The organism is Pseudoalteromonas atlantica (genome assembly GCA_007988745.1).
GTDB classification, from domain to species: Bacteria; Pseudomonadota; Gammaproteobacteria; order Enterobacterales; family Alteromonadaceae; genus Pseudoalteromonas; species Pseudoalteromonas atlantica.
Genome location: BJUT01000062.1, coordinates 1 through 21,018 on the forward strand (window position 1 = coordinate 1; position 21,018 = coordinate 21,018).

The 21,018-nt window shown below is 42.0% G+C and carries 18 protein-coding genes; 3 read left to right on the top strand and 15 right to left on the bottom strand.

All coding sequences use genetic code 11. The features are described 5' to 3' along the window. The 14 genes from PAT01_RS17660 to PAT01_RS17725 all read right to left on the bottom strand — a co-directional run. Window positions 1-288 (bottom strand): flagellin N-terminal helical domain-containing protein (locus PAT01_RS17660; protein WP_450091349.1); only part of this gene is annotated, 288 nt, incomplete at its 3' end. Between the two features lie 274 nt (window positions 289-562). Next, window positions 563-1,831 carry a flagellar hook-associated protein FlgL gene (gene flgL / locus PAT01_RS17665; protein ID WP_154945917.1) on the bottom strand — a complete coding sequence of 423 codons (1,269 nt, stop codon included), beginning with the start codon at window positions 1,829-1,831 and terminating at the stop codon, window positions 563-565. A 2-nt stretch (window positions 1,832-1,833) separates the two neighbouring features. Further along, window positions 1,834-3,885 (bottom strand): flagellar hook-associated protein FlgK, encoded by a 2,052-nt coding sequence (gene flgK / locus PAT01_RS17670; protein WP_154945918.1) that lies wholly within the window; start codon window positions 3,883-3,885, stop codon window positions 1,834-1,836. A gap of 1 nt (window position 3,886) precedes the next feature. Then, complete coding sequence (gene flgJ, locus PAT01_RS17675; protein WP_154945919.1) at window positions 3,887-4,903, bottom strand: flagellar assembly peptidoglycan hydrolase FlgJ; 1,017 nt, start codon at window positions 4,901-4,903, stop codon at window positions 3,887-3,889. A 135-nt stretch (window positions 4,904-5,038) separates the two neighbouring features. Further along, a complete protein-coding gene (locus tag PAT01_RS17680) occupies window positions 5,039-6,133 on the bottom strand; it encodes a flagellar basal body P-ring protein FlgI (RefSeq protein WP_004588022.1) in 1,095 nt (364 codons plus the stop codon). 11 nt (window positions 6,134-6,144) lie between these two features. Next, window positions 6,145-6,828 (bottom strand): flagellar basal body L-ring protein FlgH, encoded by a 684-nt coding sequence (flgH, locus tag PAT01_RS17685; RefSeq protein ID WP_004588021.1) that lies wholly within the window; start codon window positions 6,826-6,828, stop codon window positions 6,145-6,147. A gap of 20 nt (window positions 6,829-6,848) precedes the next feature. After that, window positions 6,849-7,637: a flagellar basal-body rod protein FlgG gene (gene flgG, locus PAT01_RS17690; RefSeq protein WP_004588020.1), complete on the bottom strand. Its 789-nt coding sequence runs from the start codon at window positions 7,635-7,637 to the stop codon at window positions 6,849-6,851. A gap of 21 nt (window positions 7,638-7,658) precedes the next feature. Then, the gene (locus tag PAT01_RS17695) at window positions 7,659-8,402 is read right to left on the bottom strand and encodes a flagellar basal body rod protein FlgF (protein ID WP_004588019.1); all 744 of its coding nucleotides are present in this window, start codon (window positions 8,400-8,402) and stop codon (window positions 7,659-7,661) included. A 176-nt stretch (window positions 8,403-8,578) separates the two neighbouring features. After that, the gene (gene flgE, locus PAT01_RS17700; protein ID WP_154945920.1) at window positions 8,579-9,949 is read right to left on the bottom strand and encodes a flagellar hook protein FlgE; all 1,371 of its coding nucleotides are present in this window, start codon (window positions 9,947-9,949) and stop codon (window positions 8,579-8,581) included. 59 nt (window positions 9,950-10,008) lie between these two features. After that, window positions 10,009-10,689 (bottom strand): flagellar hook assembly protein FlgD, encoded by a 681-nt coding sequence (locus PAT01_RS17705; RefSeq protein WP_004588017.1) that lies wholly within the window; start codon window positions 10,687-10,689, stop codon window positions 10,009-10,011. Window positions 10,690-10,702: 13 nt separating this feature from the next. Beyond that, a complete protein-coding gene (gene flgC / locus PAT01_RS17710) occupies window positions 10,703-11,134 on the bottom strand; it encodes a flagellar basal body rod protein FlgC (protein ID WP_004588016.1) in 432 nt (143 codons plus the stop codon). A 5-nt stretch (window positions 11,135-11,139) separates the two neighbouring features. Then, a complete protein-coding gene (flgB, locus tag PAT01_RS17715) occupies window positions 11,140-11,547 on the bottom strand; it encodes a flagellar basal body rod protein FlgB (protein WP_004588015.1) in 408 nt (135 codons plus the stop codon). Between the two features lie 144 nt (window positions 11,548-11,691). Next, window positions 11,692-12,522 carry a CheR family methyltransferase gene (locus PAT01_RS17720; RefSeq protein WP_029773928.1) on the bottom strand — a complete coding sequence of 277 codons (831 nt, stop codon included), beginning with the start codon at window positions 12,520-12,522 and terminating at the stop codon, window positions 11,692-11,694. A 21-nt stretch (window positions 12,523-12,543) separates the two neighbouring features. Continuing rightward, window positions 12,544-13,476: a chemotaxis protein CheV gene (locus PAT01_RS17725; protein WP_004588013.1), complete on the bottom strand. Its 933-nt coding sequence runs from the start codon at window positions 13,474-13,476 to the stop codon at window positions 12,544-12,546. Window positions 13,477-13,616: 140 nt separating this feature from the next. On the opposite strand from PAT01_RS17725, the gene flgA reads away from it, so the two are divergent. The 3 genes from flgA to flgN all read left to right on the top strand — a co-directional run bounded on the left by flgA (window position 13,617) and on the right by flgN (window position 15,148). Then, entirely contained in the window at window positions 13,617-14,324 is a 708-nt protein-coding gene (gene flgA / locus PAT01_RS17730) for a flagellar basal body P-ring formation chaperone FlgA (RefSeq protein ID WP_154945921.1), read from the top strand. 76 nt (window positions 14,325-14,400) lie between these two features. Next, window positions 14,401-14,724: a flagellar biosynthesis anti-sigma factor FlgM gene (gene flgM / locus PAT01_RS17735; RefSeq protein ID WP_004588011.1), complete on the top strand. Its 324-nt coding sequence runs from the start codon at window positions 14,401-14,403 to the stop codon at window positions 14,722-14,724. Then, the gene (gene flgN / locus PAT01_RS17740) at window positions 14,717-15,148 is read left to right on the top strand and encodes a flagellar protein FlgN (RefSeq protein WP_154945922.1); all 432 of its coding nucleotides are present in this window, start codon (window positions 14,717-14,719) and stop codon (window positions 15,146-15,148) included. The genes flgM and flgN overlap by 8 nt, the downstream gene beginning before the upstream one ends. Window positions 15,149-15,305: 157 nt before the next feature. On the opposite strand, the gene PAT01_RS17745 is transcribed toward flgN, so the two are convergent. Beyond that, entirely contained in the window at window positions 15,306-20,933 is a 5,628-nt protein-coding gene (locus PAT01_RS17745; RefSeq protein WP_318299768.1) for an Ig-like domain-containing protein, read from the bottom strand. Window positions 20,934-21,018 lie beyond the last annotated feature (85 nt).

Genomic DNA, 21,018 nt, shown 5'->3' on the forward strand with positions numbered 1-21,018 from the left:
AGCAAGCTCACGCATACGCTGTAAAATATTGGTCGACTCTTGCATTGCACCTTCAGCAGTTTGCGCCATTGAAATACCGTCGTTGGCATTTCGTTGCGCTACAGCTAAGCCATTTATTTGTGAGGTTAAGCGATTTGATATTTGTAGGCCGGCAGCATCATCTTTAGCGCTATTGATACGCATACCTGATGACAAACGCTCCATTGACGTTGCTAGGCCTTCGCCAGATTTTGATAAGTTACGTTGTGCGTTTAGTGACGACACATTAGTATTTACTGTTAATGCCATTTTACCATCTCCTAGGTTTAAACAGAGTGTGGTTCAACACGTTTTAACAGGAACCACTATTAGATAATTTCTAATTATTAGAAAAGCATTTAGCGTGCCAACTTTCACGTCAATATAACCACTTGTTTTTAAAGGTTTTTTATAAAATATTATACATTAATAATTAAGTTATCTGTTTAGCTGGAGGGATGACAAATTATTGCCGCTATTTTGAGGGAGGTTTTTGCCGCTTTGTATTCACTAAAGCGGCAAGGTATTTCTGCTTATAATCTGTTTATAAGTAATCAAATAAAGAAAGGTTTGTTAAACGGCCAAACGTGGCTTGTGACGCTTGCAGTGCGGTTTCTTGTTTAGTGAGTTCACTAATGGCTTCTGCCATGTCTACCTCTACTAAATCAGAAAGGTTACTTTTGTTTTGAATGTCTTGCGCAAGATTTGAGTCACTCACGCTTTCAACCGCATTCATCCGCCCGCCTAAGCTCGCTTGCGTATACACAACTTGCTCACTTGCATTTTGAAGCTGTACTACACCATCGGCTAATACTTGCTGAAAATCATCGTTTTCAAGTGTGCCATCATTTAACCCCGTAATGAGCGATTGTAATGTATTAAGCACGTTTTCTTTGTGCGGCTTTTCGAGGGTAAAATCAAGCTGGCCTGGTGCTGCGCCTTCAAATTCGATTTTCATGCCTGCAAAATCGATTGGCTCATCCGTTACCTTACCTACTTGTGCGGGGCTCAGCGACACACCGTCGCGCAAAATTTCATAAGTATCAGGGTCGTTGGCGGTAGCGCCTGGTGTTATTACCACATTATACGTGTTCGCTGTTGCCGCTGCGGTTGGATCAGCGTTGTAATTATCTTGGTGGAAACGGTCGAACTCTGTTTGGCCATCTACATAAACCGTGCCTGCTGTAATATTATTTGCAGGCGTAGTTACCGGGATCGCAGCTTGATTATCAGTAACATCAAGTCGTGCGTCGCTTTTCTCAAACGTATCAAAACCGTTATCGCTAGATTTAATACTTACCCCTTCAGCAATGGTTATAACATGCTGGCCTTGATCTCCATTATAAGTATATTCACCCGTAGTAGAGTCAAACTGGTATGGTTGAGTGCTATCTTGGTAGCCTGAAAAAATAAACTTACCGTCTTCTGAGCGGGTATTCATTAAGTTGACGAGTGTTTTTTGTATTTCACTCAGCTCAGCAGCGATAGACTCTAAATCATCTTGAGTATAAGCACCATTACCTGCTTGAATAGTCAGCTCTTGAGCTTGTTGAATATTGGTATTTATGCTTTGTAAGATGGTTTCTTCAGTTTCAAGACGGCCAGTTAATTGGTCAATATTTTTAGTATATTGCTCATTTGTTTGTAATTTATTTGAGTAAAGCATCCCTTGCGAAATAGCAGCAGGTGCTTCTGAGGTCGTTAAGTATTTTTTACCTGTTGTTACTTGCTCTTGTGCATTAGCAACACTTTGTTGGTTATCGAGTATTTTATTAATGTTGTTTTGATACATTAAGTTATTTGATAAACGCATAATTACCTCGCCGCACTTAATAAGGTGTCAAAAACTTCTTGGGCCGCAGCTAGTACTTGAGCTGATGCTGAATATGATTGCTGAAAACGCAGTAAATTGGCAGCCTCTTCATCTAGGTTTACACCTGAGAGCGACTCATACCACGCTTCTGATTGCTCTGCTAACGCATCAAATGCGCTGGCACTGGTAATGGCTTGGCCGGTTACTACGCCAATATCACTCACTAACCCTGAATAGGCTTGGTTAAACGTTTCGTGATTGTCGGCAGTGGCTGTTGTCACTACATTTTTACGCACTAACTCACCATTTTGTAAATCAGCGAGTTTTAAACCATTACGGTTATCATCAAAGCCGCCTTCGTTAAATTCAAGGGTAAAAGTGTCTCCGGTAGCTGGCGTGCCTTCAATGTCAAAATCAAAGCCATAGTTGCTAAAAGGTGCGCCAGCCTGAGCCAGTACGCCTTCTGCTGGAGGCGTTACTGTAAAGGTCGTGGTGCCATTTGCATCTGTAATTTGATATTCGTTTGCAGTGCCTGTTTTAACTAACGTGATATCGCCATTGGCTAAATCAGGGGTAGTGTTAAAGCCACCCGAGGTAACACTTGTTACTTCTCCGGCTGAAATAGTCGCTGTACCTACATTATCTATGCTGTTAGCTGTACGAACAGGCGATGCCAGTGCTAAGTCTTCACCGCGGCTTGTCGCAAGGGAAATACTGGTTGCCGCCTCTGAGTTAAGTTTAATTTGAAATTTATCCCCGATATTACCTGTACCATTAATTTCTAGTTTTAAGCCAAATGAGTCTTCAACTGTAGCCGGTAGTGGCGGCGTTGCATTAGGATCACCGGGTGTAGCTAATTGTATATCATCAGCATCTATGACGTTACTTGCTGGAATAATTGCTATGGCCGCATCGCCAATAGGCTCGCCTTTATTATCTACGGGCTGAATGCTCACTTCATTTGTATCCGTGTAAGTAACAATAAAGTCGCTGGCCGGTAGCTCACTGCCTTTACCGGGTTCTACAGTTGCAGTCATACCTGCATTACCAGTATTCGCTTGATACGCATAAGCGCCGGCGGTAGGTATATTAAATATATCACCGCCTAGCTCGCCGTTAGCATCCATACCCAATTTATTTTGCTCGTTGAACGCATCAGCAATTGCCAATCCCATTTGGCCAATTTGGTTTTGTGCAGGCACGAGTATGTCGTCTCTAAAAGCCAGCAAGCCGCCAATTTTGCCTTTTAATTTAGTTGCATCTATTTCTAGCGGCACGGCTTTGCCGCCATTAACGTCAAGCGTCAATTCTTTAAAATTAGGATCGGGGTCACCCGACAGTGAAAACAAGTTAAATGTACCGTTTTCCATAACTAAAGATTCACCGCTGCCCATAAAGACAAGTTTTTCGCCATTAGGGCCATCAAGTGTTTCTATATCAACAAGCTCTGATAATTCACGAATCGCTAAGTCGCGCTGGTTATAAATAGAGCTTGCGTCAGAGGCGTTATTTGTGCCATTTACGACTGCAATTTCTTGGTTTAACGTATTTATATTTTGGATGAGTGAGTTGGCTTCTTCAGAAAAAATCTCAAGCTGCTCATTCACTATACCTTGTTGCTCAAGCACGATACCCGAAAGCCTATCCATTTGATCAACTAAGCTTTGCGCATCGGTCATTACTAATGAGCGAGCAACCGACGAAGAGGGCTGGTTTAGCGCCTCTTGCACGTTATTAAATAATGAATTTATGCCCGTTGATAAGTTGTTAGACTCTTCTGAAAAAATAGTATCAACACGGTTGGCTTCTGTTACAAATTGATCAAAAAACGATTTATTTGACGTATCGCGGTTTAACTGCGACTGGGCAAACTCGTTCAATAATCTGTATGTTTCGCCGCGCCCTACTTGGTTATCAACCATCGTAGTAAATTCAGTGCGCTCACGTACGTAGCCTTCGGTATTTACATTGGTGATGTTTTTACTGGTCGTTTGCAACAGCTCAGAGCTTGAACGCACCCCAGCACTGGCAATATTTAATAAACTAAACGACATATTACTTCACTCCTTGGGTAAACGCGCTTGTTGCAATATTTTTAAGCTCACTGCTATTTAGCACTTTTTTTATTTTACTCGCGTAATTAGGATCGGTTGCATAGCCTGCTTTTTGTAGCGAATCTAAAAATTCGTTTGGCTGTGCTGTTTTTTGTAATGCTTCTTCGTAGCGTGGGTTTTGCGTTAAAAAATCGACAAAGTCGTTCACGCTTTCTTTTATAGATTCGTAAGCTCTAAAACTTGCTTGCTTTTTAACAGGGGTACCTTGCTCAAATTCAAGCGTTACTTTACTTGCTTTATCGCCTTCCCAGCTTTTATCTGATTTAATATTGAACAGGTTATTTGAGCTATTCCCGTCGCTTTTATTAATAATATGCTTACCCCAACCAGTCTCAAGTGCCGCTTGGGCCACCATTACTGCAGGGTTTAAACCAATTTTTTCGGCCGCTGTTTTAGCATGCTCCCACACTGCACTAACAAACTCTTCAGCATTATTAAATGACGACTGCTGTGTAGGCTGTGTTGTGGTTTTAGTTTGTGTTGCCGCACTGCTGACTACTAAGTCATCTTTATTTACTTGCTTTACACTGTGCACCTTTTCGTGCGGCAGTTCAGAGCCTGCGCGTTTATCACTGATAAAGTCGTTAGTAGTTCTTAATACTGAGCCAGGCATAAAGTTCTCAGCCTCTGGCGAGAGCTGCTGAACAATTAAATCAGCCAAACCCAAAGACCCATTTGATGAAAGCTCAGAAGAGAGCTGCTGATCGTGCATTTCTTCAAAAAACTTTACACCGCTTGAGTTAAACGGACTGTCTTCATCTTCAAATGCTTCGTTGGCTTTACGCATCCCTTTTAGAAGCATTTGGGTAAAAATAGCTTCAAATTGTGCCGCTGCTTTTTTTAGCGCCGCTTTAGAGGCATCAGTAGATGCATCACCGCTATTTAAAGCGTCTTGACGTAAAGTATTAAGATTACTTAAATCAAAAAAGTTTTGCTTATCGAGGTGATTTGTTTCCATCAGCTTTTTGACACAAAAATGAATAATGCTTTAAGAAATGCAAAAATTAAGCCAAAGAAAGGTAAACAGTAAAAAGCTTAAGTACCTTTTGAGTACTTAAGCTTTATTTGGAAGGGTAAACATTCTTAAAAACAATTAAATAACAACAAGCTGTCCGTTAATTGCACCCGCTTCTTTAAGCGCTTCTAAAATAGCCATTAGGTCTCCAGGTGCTGCGCCTACTTCATTTATAGCACGCACTAAGTCATCTAAGCTAACGCCGGGGTTAAATACAAACGCACGAGAATCATCTTGATTAACGTCAATAATACTTTGCTGTGTAACAACGGTTTCGCCTTCTGCTAACGGATTAGGCTGCGTTACATTTTGCTGTTCAGCAATTGTGACTGTTAGGCCGCCATGGGTTATTGCCGCAGGCTGTAGCTTCACATTTTTGCCAATGACAATCGTTCCCGTACGTGAATTAACAATAATCTTGGCTGAGGTATCAGCAGGCTTAAACTCTAGGTTTTCAAGCGTTGATAAATAAGACACTCGTTGCGATGCATCACGTGGCGCAATAACGCGTACTGAGGCAGCGTCAATAGCTTGTGCACTATTAGGGCCTACCAAATTGTTAATTGTTGCTTCTAAACGTTTTGCCGTTGTAAAGTCAGGGCGGTTTAAGTTAAAAGTTATGTAGTCGCCTTGCATAAAAGGGCTTTTAACTTCGCGCTCAACAGTGGCTCCGTTAGGTACGCGGCCAACCGTCGGGGTGTTAATGACCACTTTACTGCCATCAAGCCCTTGTGCTCCTAAACCACCCACAATTAGGCTACCTTGTGCTATGGCGTATACGTTTCCATCCACCCCTTTTAAGAAAGTTTGTAACAAGGTGCCGCCACGTAAACTGCCTGCACTGCCAATAGAAGATACCGTAATATCAATTGTTTGACCCGGCTTTCTAAACGGCGGAAGCTCAGCGTGGACTGCCACTGCTGCTACGTTTTTAATTTTAGGGCTTTGTGTTGAAGGCAGCGTAATACCAAAACTGTTTAGCATGCCTCTAAAACTTTGTTGTGTGTAAGAGTTTTGCTCCCCTGTACCAGGTAGCCCCACCACTAAACCATAGCCTACCAATTGGTTGGCACGTACGCCTTCAACCATAGAGACATCTTTTATACGCTCGGCGCTGGCAGAAAATTGCCAGCCTAGCAGTATGATCAAAATAAACGCTTTAATGCTATTCATACTACTATCCTCTAAAACGGAAATAACGAGCTACTAAAGAAACGTGTTAACCACCCTGGGCTTTGCGCTTCTTGTGTTTGTCCTTTACCTGAATATTGAATTCGGGCATTGGCAATTCTATTCGACTCAACCGTGTTATCGGCGCTTACATCTTGCGGACGTACAAGGCCTTCGAGCCTAATAAACTCTTCGCCGGTGTTAAGTGTTAGCCATTTTTCACCACGAATAACTAAGTTACCATTGGGTAAAACACGCATAACATTCACCGAGATGTCGCCCACTAAGCTGTTTGACTGATTTGATTTAGAGTCACCGGTAAATGATGAATCACTACCAATGCCAAACTGAATACTGTCGCCACCTATATTGACTGGTAAACCACCTAACCCAATAACGGGGTCTAGGCTGGCTTCGGTTTCTTTATCGGTTTCGGTTTTAGCGGCTTTTGTAGCTTGTGTTGACTCTTCAAGCTTAACGGTAATTATATCGCCGGTTCTAAGTGCTTTTTTGTCTGAATACAAATCATTAAATGTATTGGTGTTAAACAACGAACCCGTTGCAACAACAGGCTCTGCTACAGGCTCTGGGTACATGGGTGCGTAGTAGGGGTCATCTTGAACCACTTCACTATTTTGCGTAGAAACACAGCCACTTAAAAATAAGGTGCCTGCTGCAAATAAAATAACATTACGCATAACTATCCCCTTGTGCACGGTTATAACTGTTGATTGATGTAGCTCATCATTTCGTCAACGGCCGAGATTACTTTTGAGTTCATTTCGTAAACACGTTGAGTTTCGATAAGGTTAACCAATTCTTCCGTTACATTAACGTTTGATGTTTCAAGCGAGCCTTGAATAATAGTTCCTAAGCCTTCTACGCCTGGATTACCTTGAACAGGCGCCCCACTAACAGCGGTTTCGGTGTAAAGGTTTTGACCAATTGGCTCAAGACCCGATGGATTAATAAAGTCACTAATTGTTAGCTGGCCAATCACCACGTTATCGGCTTGCCCTGCAACGCGTACAGATACTTCACCATCTTGAGAAACTGTAATTGATTGCGCATCATCGGGAACATTCATTTCGGGCTGAACAACAAAACCTGCACCTGAGGTAACAATGCGGCCGTCTTCATCGGTAGTAAATTGCCCATTACGCGAATACGCAATATTGCCATCGGGTTGCAGCACTTCAAAAAAACCTTCGCCTGAAATCATCCAATCGAGTGAGTTTTCGGTGGTGAGCATATTACCTTGCGTAAACTCTTTTTGGTTAGCAACCACTTTTGCACCCGCACCTAGCATTAGGCCAGATGGCAGCTCGGTATCTTGTGAAGAGCGCCCGCCAGGCTGGTTGATGTTTTGATACAGTAAATCTTCAAAAATAGCGCGGCTTTTTTTGTAACCTACGGTACTGGCATTCGCCAAGTTATTTGAAATAACTGAAATATCAGTTTGTTGAGCGTCTAGCCCTGTTTTACTTATCCACAATGCAGGATTCATAAGTATGCCCTCATTTTAAAGTTAAACTATGCGCATCAACTGATCTTGACGTTCGTCAATCTCTTCAGCTGTTTTCATTAGTTTTACTTGTAACTCAAATTGACGTTGGTGGTTGATCATATCGACCATTTCGTGAACTGGATTAACGTTAGACATTTCCAGTGCACCACTTAACACTTTTACATTTGCAGAGGTATCGACAGTTTGCCCTGGTACAGGTCTAAATAAACCATCGTTGCCTTTTTCAAGCTCTCTGCTGTTTCCTTCAACAACGCGCAGCGTGTCTACTTCTTCTAAAAAATTTGCAGGCGCGCCTTGGGGGCGAACCTGTATGGCGCCATCTTCACTAAAGCTTATTTTTTCAATAGGAACCGGTAAAATTACGGGGCCACCTTCGCCAATAACTTGACGACCATGACTTGTTACCAACATACCTTGTGCAGTAATGTTTAGCGTGCCTACTTTTGTATAGGCTTCGTTTCCTGAGTCATCTTGAACCGCAAGCCAGGCGTTATCGCTCATGGCAATATCTAAATCTCGCCCTGTTTCGATTATGCCGCCAGAGGTCATGTTAGAACCCGGTCGCTCTTGCATTGAAAACACTCGGGTAGGCAAGCCCTCGCCAAATGCTTGCATAGAGCGCGCTTGCGCAAAGTCAGCTTTAAAACCCGTGGTGTTTGCGTTTGCCAAATTATTGGCTTTAAGTGCAAGCCCTTGTAGGCTTTGCTTAGCGCCAGAGGCTGCAATGTAGACCATTTTGTCCATAACATCGACTCACATAAAAAATCTCTGAGTTGATAAATGCAAAATAGATGCCAGGTTAAATTTGACGCAGTATAAGGAAGGTATTGAAAGGTTTAGCTAGGCTAGTTTTAGCGACATAGCTACAAAAAAGGCTGCAAAAATGCAGCCTTAAAATCTTAACCAAAAATAAGGTTAACTTATCGAATCTGCAAAATACTTTGCTGAATTGTTGAGTTAACTTCAAGCGCTCTTGAGTTCGCTTGGTAGTTACGTTGAGCGGTAATCAAATCAACTAATTCGTTTGTTAAGTTGGTATTAGATTGCTCAAGCGCGGATGAATTAATACTACCAAAAGTGCCCGAGCCTGCTTCACCGGCCACTGGCTCACCAGAGTCAATGCTTTGCTTCCAGCTGGTATCGCCTACTTGCGAAAGGCCTTGAGAGTTTGGAAAGCGAACCATAGCAACTTGGCCTAAGTAGGTTGAATCGCCATTGCTGTATGAGGCAACAATTTTACCGTCTGTGCCAATATCAATGCCCGCTAAACGACCCACTGTAGAACCATCTTGGTCAAGTGCTTTTACTTCAAAGCCACTTGAGTACTGAGTTGGAATACGGCCAGCTGTGTTGTTTTCATCACGCCAGTTTAGCTCAATACCTGTACTTGGGAATGTTGCGCCGTTATCAAGCATTGACGATAAACCAGTACCTGCACCTGCCGGTAAATTAATTTCATCAAACGTGGTGGCGTTAGTATTTGCTACACCATCTGTTGTGGCGGGTAAACCGCTAGAATCAAAACCAAGTGTGGTAATAGGTGTATATGGTGTAGTTGTTTGCTCTGCACCAGATGTACCGTTTACCACTTTACCATCAAGCGTAGCGTATACTTCCCAGCTATTGTCTGTACCACCTGCAGCTGCATCTTCTTCTTTTACAAAAAAGTATTGCAGAATATGTGGTTCACCTAATGAGTCGTAAACAGTAGTAGACGTCGACGAATTATAGGTACCGTTCGATGTCGGATCAAAATCGAGGCCTGTTGCATCAGCTGTTGCATCTAAGTTGAACGATAAAAATACGTTTTCGGTTGCGCGAGGCGAACCAGATGAATCAGGAATTTGAATTGGGTTAGTTGTACTTAGACTTACCGATGTGGTGTCCCCACTTGATGCATCAACCGGAAAAGCTTGTAAGTAATTACCTTTGGCGTCAACCATAAAGTTATCTTGGTTAAGCTTAAATGCACCTGCACGAGTGTAGGTTAAATCTTGCGACGAAATATCGTCGGTCATTGCAAAATACCCTTCACCGGTAATCGCTAAGTCTAATGAGTTGTTAGTAAATTGCAGTGACCCTTGGTGGAATTGCTGTGCAACCATGGTTGTTTGCACACCATCACCGTTTTTAGTTTTACCTGCACTAAAAACAGATGCAGCGTATACATCGGCAAATTCAGCACGCGATTCTTTAAAACCGGTGGTGTTTACATTAGCAATATTATTTGCTGTTACGTCTAAGTCTTTTTGAGCGGCAGCTAGGCCTGTAAGTGCGATATTAAAGCTCATAATTCACCTCTAACTTTTAATCTAATAGCCTGCTAGCAGGCGAAATACTTTTTAATTGGTTATGCGATCTCTGCGACATCAGTCAACCTAACCGCCCCCTCTTTAGTGTTAATAATAATGCCACTAGAGCCATTGATATTAACGCTTTCAATGTTTTTGAATGTTGCCACCGGTAAGCTTGAAAACTCGCCGTTGGTACTGCCCTCTGCAGTAATAGTGTATTCGCCCTCTGGTAGGCGCTCACCGGATTCATTATTACCATCCCAGCTAAAGCGCACTGCACCCGCTGCTTGCGAACCCATATCGATAGTTCTAACCAGTTGCCCAGAAGCATCTGTGACTTTAATTGTTAAATTATCAACGGCTTCTTCAGCAACCGCAGACCCTTTTGCCTCTCCGCTTTCGCCAAGCTCAAGCGTATTAGATTCTAAAAGCGCTTGCTTACCAACCAGCGTTGATGCTTGTAAGGCAGAGTTTGAGGTCATTGACGAGGCAAGTGACTCAAAATTTGTGTTTAAATCTGTGATGCCTTGCGCCATGGTAAAATTAGTCATTTGCGCAATCATCTGATCGTTATCAGCCGGATTACTCGGATCTTGATACGATAGCTGCTGAGTTAGCAACGAGAAAAAATCTTCCTGCGTTAATGCATCGCTCTCTTCAGTGGTTGTCGCTACTTGGGTCTCTTGCCAAGTTATAGAGTCCAAAAAAGATGAACTAGTACTAATATCGTTACTCATAACCTACCCTCGGTTATCGCTGCCCAAGTAACAGCGTTTTGCTTAACATTTGCTTAGCTGCATCGGCAACTTGCACGTTTGTTTGATAAGAGCGAGAAGCAGAGATCATATTTGCCATCTCCTCAACAACATTAACGTTGGGTTTATAGATATAGCCATTTTCATCCGCACTTGGGTGATTAGGGTTATATTCAATTTGTAGTGGTTTGTTACTCTCAACAATTCCCAGCACTTTAACACCAACAGCGGAGCCCTGAGGGTTGCTGGCTGAGGCAGACGCTTTTGTCAGCTCGGCAGCAAATACAGGTTGGCGTGCTCGGTAAGTTTTGTCTTGGGATGAACTAATTGTATTAGCATTCGAAATATTACTCGCGGTGGTATTTAAGCGAACATTTTGCGCACTCATACCACTGCCTGAAATATCAAAAACGTTATATAAACTCATAATTATTATCCTTGACTACCGAGCGCTTTATTCAGGCCCTTAAATTTACTACTTAAAAATTGCAGGCTTGCCTGATACTCCATCGCATTCTGTGTATACAAGTTTCGTTCCACCTGTATATCAACTGAGTTACCATCGCCTGTATCTCCTTGATTTGGATTGCGAAATAATTCAGAACCACCTACACTTCGAGTACCGCCTGCGATGTGTTTTTCATTGGTAGTAACCATGCTATTGCCGCTTTGCTGAGTTGACCTTGCCGCTTTTAATGCTGAGGCAAAGTCGATATCTTTTGCTTTATAGCCAGGCGTATCAGCATTCGCTATATTTGTGGCAAGTACTTCTGCCCGCTGTGAGCGGATCAACATTGCATGCGGGTGCACACCTAATGCTTTATCAAAACTGATAGCCATAACGTTCTCCAAAAAATTGACTTGCTTAAGTTAAAGCAATTTATAAGCCAGTAGTTTTTAGTTACGTTATTTTTTTATAGAGGGTTGTTATTAAATAAAAAAACGACGCTAAGAACGTCGTTTTTTAATAACAAAGTGATAGGATTATTTTTTTTGGTAAATGATTCCAGGGTTACAACGAACCATATCAAACTCATTACTTAAGCCCGTCATCGACTCCGACGCACCTAAAAATAAATACCCTTTTGGGTTTAGTGCTTGGGCAAACTGACCAATTATTTTTGCTTTAACCTCTGGTGAAAAATATATAAGGACATTGCGGCAAAAAATAATATCAAACTTCCCCATTAAGGCGTAAGAATCAAGCAAGTTTAAATGTCTAAAGCTCACCTGTTTTCTAACTGAGTCGACAACTTTTGCCATGCCGTTGCCGCTATCCATAAAGTACTTTTTACGGCGCTCTGCAGATAGGCCTCGCGCTAAAGCCAGCGAATCATATTCAGCGTTTTTACACATATCGAGCATTGTGTTAGAAATATCAGTACCAATAATTTGAGCCCCCATACGCAACACGCCCGGTTGCTTGGCCTGAAACTCAGCAACAGACATGGCAATAGAGTATGGTTCTTGGCCTGAAGAGCTGGCCGCTGACCAAATTTTTAATGGTCGGCGGGCGTCTTTAAACTCTGGAAACAATTTATTTTTTAAAAGCTCAAATGGATATTGATCCCTAAACCACAAGGTTTCGTTAGTGGTCATGGCATCAACTACAGCGGCTCTAAGTTGCCGCTCATGAGGGCCAAGCGTTTTACTCACTAATTGTGATAAAGATTCAACATTAAAACGAGCCATAAGCGGCGCAAGCCTACTTTTTACTAAATACTGCTTGTTTTCGCCTAGCACAATACCACATTGCTGCTCTAAAAATGAGCGAAACTGATCGTAGTCACTTTGCTGCAAATCTTTATTATTCAAATTAATAACACCTATTGTTGTTTAGTCGCAATGAACCCATTTTTTAACTGCTGTTGCCAATTCATCAGGGTTAAATTTTGCAATAAAATCATCCGCGCCTACTTTTTCGATCATCGCCTGATTAAACACCCCACTCAAAGAAGTGTGTAAAATAACATGTAGAGGCGCTAATTTTGGATCTGCTTTAATTTCTGCTGTTAATGTATAGCCGTCCATTTCAGGCATTTCAACATCAGAGATAAGTAAACCTACGCGCTCAGTAATATCATTTTTACAATCAAGCTCGGCTATTTCTTTAAGCCTAACTAAAGCCTCTTTACCATTTTTTGCAAGCTCAGTTTGCACGCCAAGTGGCTCAAGTGCTCTTTTTACTTGGTTACGTGCAACAGCTGAATCGTCGGCAATAAATACAATGCGCTCGCCTAAGTCTTTTTGTATTGCACTATCGGCGGCAAGGTCGGCACTAACTTCGGTATTTACTGGACAAATTTCGTTTAAGATTTTTTCTACATCGAGAATTTCGACCAATTCGTTTTCAATCTCGGTAACGGCAGTTAAATAAGAGTAACGCCCTGCTCCCGACGGAGGTGGCATTATTTTTTCCCAGTTCATATTAACGATTCGCTCAACGCCGCCAACTAAAAAGCCCTGCACTGAACGATTGTATTCTGCAATTATTATGAAGCTGTCTTTAACATTTTCAATAGGTCGGCCGCCTACGGCCATTGATAAGTCGATAACTGAAATAGTTTGACCACGAATATGCGCCACACCCCGAATGTATGCATTTGATTTAGGCATACTCGTTAAAGGAGGACATTGCAGTACTTCTCTTACTTTAAATACATTGATCCCAAAACGCTGACGCCCTCTGAGCTTAAATAATAGTAATTCTAGGCGGTTCTGCCCAACCAACTGGGTGCGTTGGTTTACTGAGTCTAAAATGCCTGCCATTCAAATCTCCTAAAGAAAACAAATAATGCGGAACGATAATTGCTTTCTGTTTATAAAGCTACATAACATCGCGGGAGCGTCTACTTTTTGACGCAAAATATTTATACCCTGTTTGAAACCATAAGCATAGTCGAAACATTATGAGTTTGTTAAAAAAAGTCAGAAGATACAGTGTTTTTTATTTTCTTGCTAGCCTCTGCTTAGCAACACCTTTGCATGCAAAAGTGTTTAGTAAAGATTTATTACAAGAAATAGCAATTTCTCATATTGCAGAGCAAGTTACCGTGCCACTTGAAAAAAATGTGGAGATTACCGCGCTTGCCCTCGATAGCCGCATTCCTGATAGAGTATGCGAAAACGAGCCAGAATTAGTCGTGCCAAATGAGCCGCCATTTACCCGCCAGGTGACTGTACAAATAAAATGTAACGATGCGCAAAGCTGGACTCAATATGTCCATGTAAGAATCGTTAAAATGGCGCCCGTTGTGGTTGCCACGTCAAATCTAGCCCGTGGTGAAGTTATTACTAAGTCTCATTTAAGCGTACAAATGAAGCCTTCGCAGTTTGTTAGGGTACAATATTTAGATAACCCTTTAATGCTTATTGGCAGCCGCAGTAAGCGAAATATAAGAAGCGGTATGCCGGTTTTGCTTAACCAAATTTGTATGGTTTGCAAAGGCGACGCTGTTAATATTTATGCGAGTATTAAAGGACTTAGAATAAAAACTACGGGGATAGCACTTGAAGATGGCACCCTTGGTGAGCAAGTACAGATAAAGAATAAAAAATCCGGTAAAATTTTGAATGCACGCGTAGATGGTGTAGAGTCTGTGCAAGTAAATATTTAATTTCGATTTATACTAAAGTATCCTATGTATATGCCGATAACTTGGCATAAGTTGGGTAATATACAGGTTTATTATTATGGTTAATCAAGTTAATGGCAGTAATCAACAAGCTAACGCGCTTACAAACGCTAAACAGCAACAAGTTGATATTAAAAAAGATAACGCTGCAAGTACACAAACAACACAGACTCCTTCGCCTAAAGCGGCGAGCGATTCAGTGAGCCTGACGCCACAAGCACAGCAGTTAAAAACCCTGCAAGATAAAGCTCAGCAGTCTTCTGGCTTTGATAGTGAAAAGGTCGCTGAACTTAAAAAAGCGATTACCGAAGGTAAATACCAAATTGATGCTGAAAAGCTGACTAAAAACTTAGCTGATTTTGAGTTTAACGTATATGGCTGATCACAATAGTTTAATTAGCGTTAAATTAAATGAACAAGTTAAATGCTTGGATTCATTATATGCGTTATTAAACGAAGAGCTTAGTATTATTGCCTCTCGCAGAGGTGAAGGTTTAAAAGAACTTGCCCAACAAAAAATGTCTTTTTTAACTAAGCTTACGCAGCTCGATAAAGAGTTGAATAAACTTTTTGCTGCAAATGATGAAAATGCTCCTGAAGTGACTGAACGAGTAACGCAAGTTAAAACGCAGTTAGCGCAGTGCCAAAAACAAAATAAAGTAAACTCCCATGCTGCCCGCCAAGCACACTTAAGTGTAAAACAATTAAAAGATATTTTAATTGGCGCCCCAACCAGTATGACTTACGACCAAGGCGGTAGTGTGGTTAATACCGACAGCAAGCTAGTTCGTAACCTAAAAGCTTAACTGCTTTTATCTATCCTAATTTATTAAAAAAGCCCTTATTGAAGTCTCAATAAGGGCTTTTTTAGGTTTACTACTTAGCACAAAATAATAACCACACTTTTGATTAAGTGAGTTTTAGAAACCCACTTCAGCTATTTAACTGAAGTGGGTTACTGATTTAAATATCTGTTTGATTATTACCATTTTCAATTAAGTGTTTAATCATTTCCTCTGATTGATTTTGAACATCAACTGCTGGCGCTGCCTCATCAACACTTCCTCCACTTTGTGCAGGGCTATAAGCAATTGCAGAACCTTCATCCTCAACCAGTGTATTTAGCGCTATAAGCTGCTCTGCATCTTCATCAATGATTACGTCATTAATATTAAGCGGCTCCGCCGAACTCACTTGCATTGTTTGCTCAGGTGTTGATAGCCCACTTAAGTTACCTAAATCAATCGTGTCAATGCTTAATACGGTGCTGCCTGAAATTTCATTAGGTTTTGTATCACCTAATGCTGAATCTTCGCTAAATGATTCTGCAATACTATCGCCTAATCCGAATGTACTTTCAGCTGTACTCAAATTATTTTCAGCTGAAACTAACTCGGAGTTATATCCTTGGTCAATAACATTATTGTATAAATTTTTAACTAAGTAGTTACCGGCTTCATCAATGGTGATAAAACGATAGTCGCTCCAAGAACCTAAATCGAGTACAGACAATAAGTAACTCCACTCACCATTAGCATCCGATTGAACCTCTGTAGAACTTTCTAATACATTAAGATTAATATTTAGCACATCAAGACCAAGCAAGTTATTCCCTACGACGTATACACTACTACCCTCTTCTACAGTGCCTATGGCAGTCAGACCTAAGCCAAGCAATCCATGATAGAAACTAACCTGAAAACTTATTGGCGTAGTATCAACAACCAATCCAGATAAATCACCACTTGAAGTAACATTTCCAGATTCATCAGTAGCGGTAGCCGTTACAGTGTATGCTCCATCGAGTAAAGCGTTGTCTGGTGATACGCTCCATACACCTGTCTCACCCGCTGTTGTATCCTTGGTTACAACAGTACCGCTTTCATCTATAAAGCTTACGGTAATATCTTCATTTGCTCCTGCGGTACCTGTGATCTTAGGTGTGCTATCGGCTGTTAATTCTAAACCAGAGTTAATTACTATGCCTGAATCAACTATGCTGCTTATAGATTGCTCGCCAATATTACCTGCATTATCAAGTACGCTTACATCAACACTGTAGTTCCCTTCACTAAGAGGCTGCGAAGCTGTAACACTCCACGACCCATCTGTGTTTACTGTTGTTGAAACATTGTGTGTTTCACCTAGTGCGTCAGTAAACATCACCATAACTGCAGCTCCAGCAAAACTTCCGGTTACCGAGCCTGTAATAGTCGGTGTGGTATCTTGGCCTACTGCAATAGGGTCTATAAATACAATAGGTGCTGTGTAATCAGTACTTGAAACCATGGTATCGCTTGATGAGTTTCCTGCAGCATCACTCACTGTTGCAGTAGCACTAAAACCGCCTTCACTAAGCGGCGTAACAGCTGTGACTGACCAAGTTCCGTTACCTGCCACTTGCGCAGTTAATGTTTGCGAATCACTATTAGCATCAGTAAGTACTACGCTTATGGTTGTACCTGCCGGAGCATCACTTGTACCTGAGATGGTTGGCAGTGAGTTATTCGTAACTGCAAGTTCATTAATTTCAATTGTAGGCGGAGTTAAGTCAACTATGCCATTAAGACTTGTAGAGCTTGTAAGGTTTAAGTTTTCGACTGTCGCATCAACCGTAAATGCACCTTCAGCTAATGGAGTGGTCGGTATTAATGTCCATACACCAGCAATAGCTTGAGTGTTATAGGTTGTTGCATTACCACTGCTATCTGTAATAACAACTTCTACATTACCGTTTATTACATCGGTAGTACCACTAATAGTAGGGGTTGTATCGCTTGTATCTATTATTGGGTTAATTAATAGACTCGGTAAAGTGGTGCTCACAACGCCCGTTTGCGTCACCGTTGCTATATTGCCTGCGTTATCAATACTAATAGCCTCGACGGTTAAATCGCCCTCAGCAAGTAAAGGTGCAACAACAAGCCACGTGCCATCTCCTAATACTGTTGTAGTAACTTCATAAAGTGTGTTTGTAGAGTCGGTAATATTAACAGTGATTAAGCTACCGGTTTCTTCGTCACTGGTGCCAGTAATAGTAGGCGTTAATGTATTAAGTACACCAAAGGCGTCTATTTCTAACAATGGCGGTATGGTATCAATCGTCACTTGCTCAGTAGCAGACTGGCCTAGATTACCCGCAGCATCAGTAATACTTGCGAATACACTATATATACCATCAGGTAGGCTAGTGGTTACTAATGACCACGTGCCATCGCTACCAACAAGGGCATCAAATACTGTTGCGTTGCCGTTACTATCTATCACAGTTACATCAATATCTGTGCCCGGAGCCTCCCCTGAAGTACCAGAAATAGTTAGAATGTCAGTATTGCTGATGCTCAACGGTAAAATATCTACCACAGGCACTAACGTATCAACAACAAACCCGAGCGTTTGTGTTACTACATTGCCAGCATCATCAGTAATACTCACGTTGGCGACATGCTGCCCTTCAGTCAGCGCATCAACTTCCAATGAAAATAGCCCTGCTGCATTCACTGTTGTTGTTAGTACTGAGCCTCCGTCCAGCTGAATCTCTACCACTCCATTAATTAAATCACTGGTCCCTTGAATAATTGGAGTAGAATCTGACGTTGTACCAATCACTTGCAAATTAAGTGTTGGTGAGATGGTATCTACTACACTGCTTAGCAGCTGTGTAGCTGTGATCCCGACTTCACTTAATACATTCACAGTTACAGTAAACACGCCCTCAGCAAGTGATTGAGGAACTTGTACAAGCCATGAATTATCTGCCTGCACTATGGCAACCAAATCTTGTGCTATGTTATCGCTATCTACCACTCTCACTAGCACTTCGGTGCCTGGGGCTTGGTCGGTCGTACCGCTAATTACTGGTAAATCACCCTCGCCAGCTACAAAGTCAACTACCGCATTAAGTAACGGCGTTGAAGCATCTACATCTGCCGTCGTAATAGTGGTGGTGTTACCCGCTTCATCAGTTGCAGAGGCTTCAACAACTGATAAGCCAATGATATTAACCGCTAGGCCTAATAACACCCAGTCACCATTGGCATCAGTGGTTACATCGTAAGTTAAGTTAGCCAAATCACCTGCTAATTCTAAATTAACGGTAACTGTTTTACCTTCACCTAAATCGGAAGTACCAGATAAAGATACTAGCTGCCCTAATACGAACGAAGGCACAATAGTAAGCTCTGGCCCTACTGTATCTACTTCGCCACCTGTTTTACTATCAACAGAGGTATTCCCTGCGCTATCAGTAATCGTTGCCGAAACACTGTAAACCCCCTCTGCTAATACGTTGTCTGCAGCGGCTTGCCAGTCTCCATTAGCATCCGTTTGTACGGTAATTTGATGCGATGCGCCAGCTGAGTCGGTAAACGTAACGAAAACGTTTGTATTTGGCTCGTTTGATGTGCCACTAATTAATGGCGTGCTGTCTTGGGTAAGTATTAATGAACTTTGATCAATACTAATTTCTGGCGCAATTGTATCTATATTAGCGTTAGTGATATTGCTGCCTGTGTTTCCGGCATTATCAGTAATAAATACTTCTACTGAATATGCCCCTTGCGAAAGACTATTGCTTGCCTCTACTGACCAAGTTCCACCGGCTTGCACCGTTGTATTGACAGTATGCGCATTACCTTGGAAGTCGGTAAATACCACAGCAACCACATCTCCTACGGCTGCACCTGTTACACTGCCAGAAACGCTAGGTGTTAAATCTGTACTACCTACAATATCGTTAATGCTAACCACTGGTGCGGTTATATCAACCACACCGGTAGTGCTAGTATTTACAGGGTTCCCCGCGGTATCACTTGTTGATGCAGTAACAGTATATGTGCCTTCGCTAAGCGATAAAGGAGCTGCAACTGACCATGTGCCATTTGCACCTACTGTGGCATTAACTGTTTGCTCTGCGCCTAAGCTATCTGTAATCAAAATAGCGACTATGGCGCCCTGTGGGGCTGTACTTGTACCTGAAATTGTAGGCGTTGTATCATTACTCGTTAGTAGCGGTGTAATATTCAATTCTGGGGCTGTTAAATCTATCAGCCCTGTATCTGTTGCACTGCTGGTTAAGCCACCTTCAGTCACACTGGCTGAAACAGTAAACGTGCCCTCAGGAAGGATATTTGCTGCATCTACACTCCATGTATTATCAGTTACAGTTGTTGTAACCGTATGCGAGACATTATTAACATCGGTAATAGTAACCGTAACTAACGTACCATTTGCAGCACTACTTGACCCAGAAAGCGTAGGTGTTTGATCGTTTGTATCAACAATGGTGTTTATATTAATGGTAGGTGCATTAGTATTAAGCGTGGCAGTAGCATTTGCTTCACTACTGTTACCTGCAGTATCAGTAATGCTTGCTGAAACTGTCACTTGTCCATCAGTTAATGGCGTGGTTACATCAACACTCCAGGCCCCGCCTGCCCCCACAGTCGTTGTGTAGGTATCAGTGCTATCACCATCAGTAATTGTGACATTAATTGTAGTACCTTCAACCTCATTAGATGTACCTGAAATACTAGGCGTGCTGCTATTAATTGTACCTAATGCGTCAATGGTAATGGTTGGTGCTTGAGTATCAACAAGCCCTGTTCCAGTCGCTGAACCTGTATTATTAGCATCGTCGGTAATACTAACAACAACACTGTAATTTCCTTCAGGTAAATTAGGCGCTGTTGTTTGCCAATTACCATTTGCATCAACCGTAGCAGCTAACGTATGCGTATCACCATTACTATCTGTAATAACAATATCTACATTTGTGCCAGTAGGTTCACCAGATGTACCACTAATAACTGGCGTATCTGTGTTAAATACGGTTATGTCGTCCAATGCGACTATTGGTATCTGAGTATCAATTGTTAAGTCGATTGTTGTGTTAGTGATATTATTGGCGTCGTCAGCAACATTAATTTGCGCCGTATAGTTACCATCGGTAAGTGCAGTTGGTACCTCTACCTGCCAATTTCCATCAGCATCTACTACCGCAAAAAAGGTTTGGCCATCAATGCTAATTATTACATCAGCACCTATGGCATCACTGGTGCCTGATAGGGTTGGCGTTGTATCTGCTGTAGTGTCGATAGGATTAACGCTAAGAGTAGGTGCTATGCTGTCTATTTCACCTTGTGCTTGCTCAGTGGTTAAATTACCCACATCGTCTCTTACCTCTGCGGTAACAGTGTACTGCCCTTGTGCTAACTCGGTTGGCACTTCAACAGACCAACTTCCATTAGCTTGAACTATGGCCGTAAACTGCTGGCTTTGACCTGCACTATCTACGACGGTTAGTTCTACCTCGGTTCCTTGAACCATATCAGTAACACCAGAGATCACAGGCGTTGCATCATTCGATAATGCATCTACAGTAACGGTAAGCGCAGGTGCTTCATTATCAAAATTAAGTGAGTTGACGCTCGCAACATTGCCGGCTGCATCACTTGCAGTTGCAGTAACATACGCAAGACTAAGCAGAGGTACTGTTATGTTGGCAAGTCCCCATGTGCCATCAGCATTCGTGGTAGCAGTGTAGGTAGCGCCTACAGCACCGCCAACAAGATACTCAGTAATGGTGATCACTGACCCTTCTGGTAAATCAGAATCCCCTGAAAGAGAAACTAAGTTGCCAAGTAAGAACGAAGGAATGATCTCTAAAGTCGGTGGA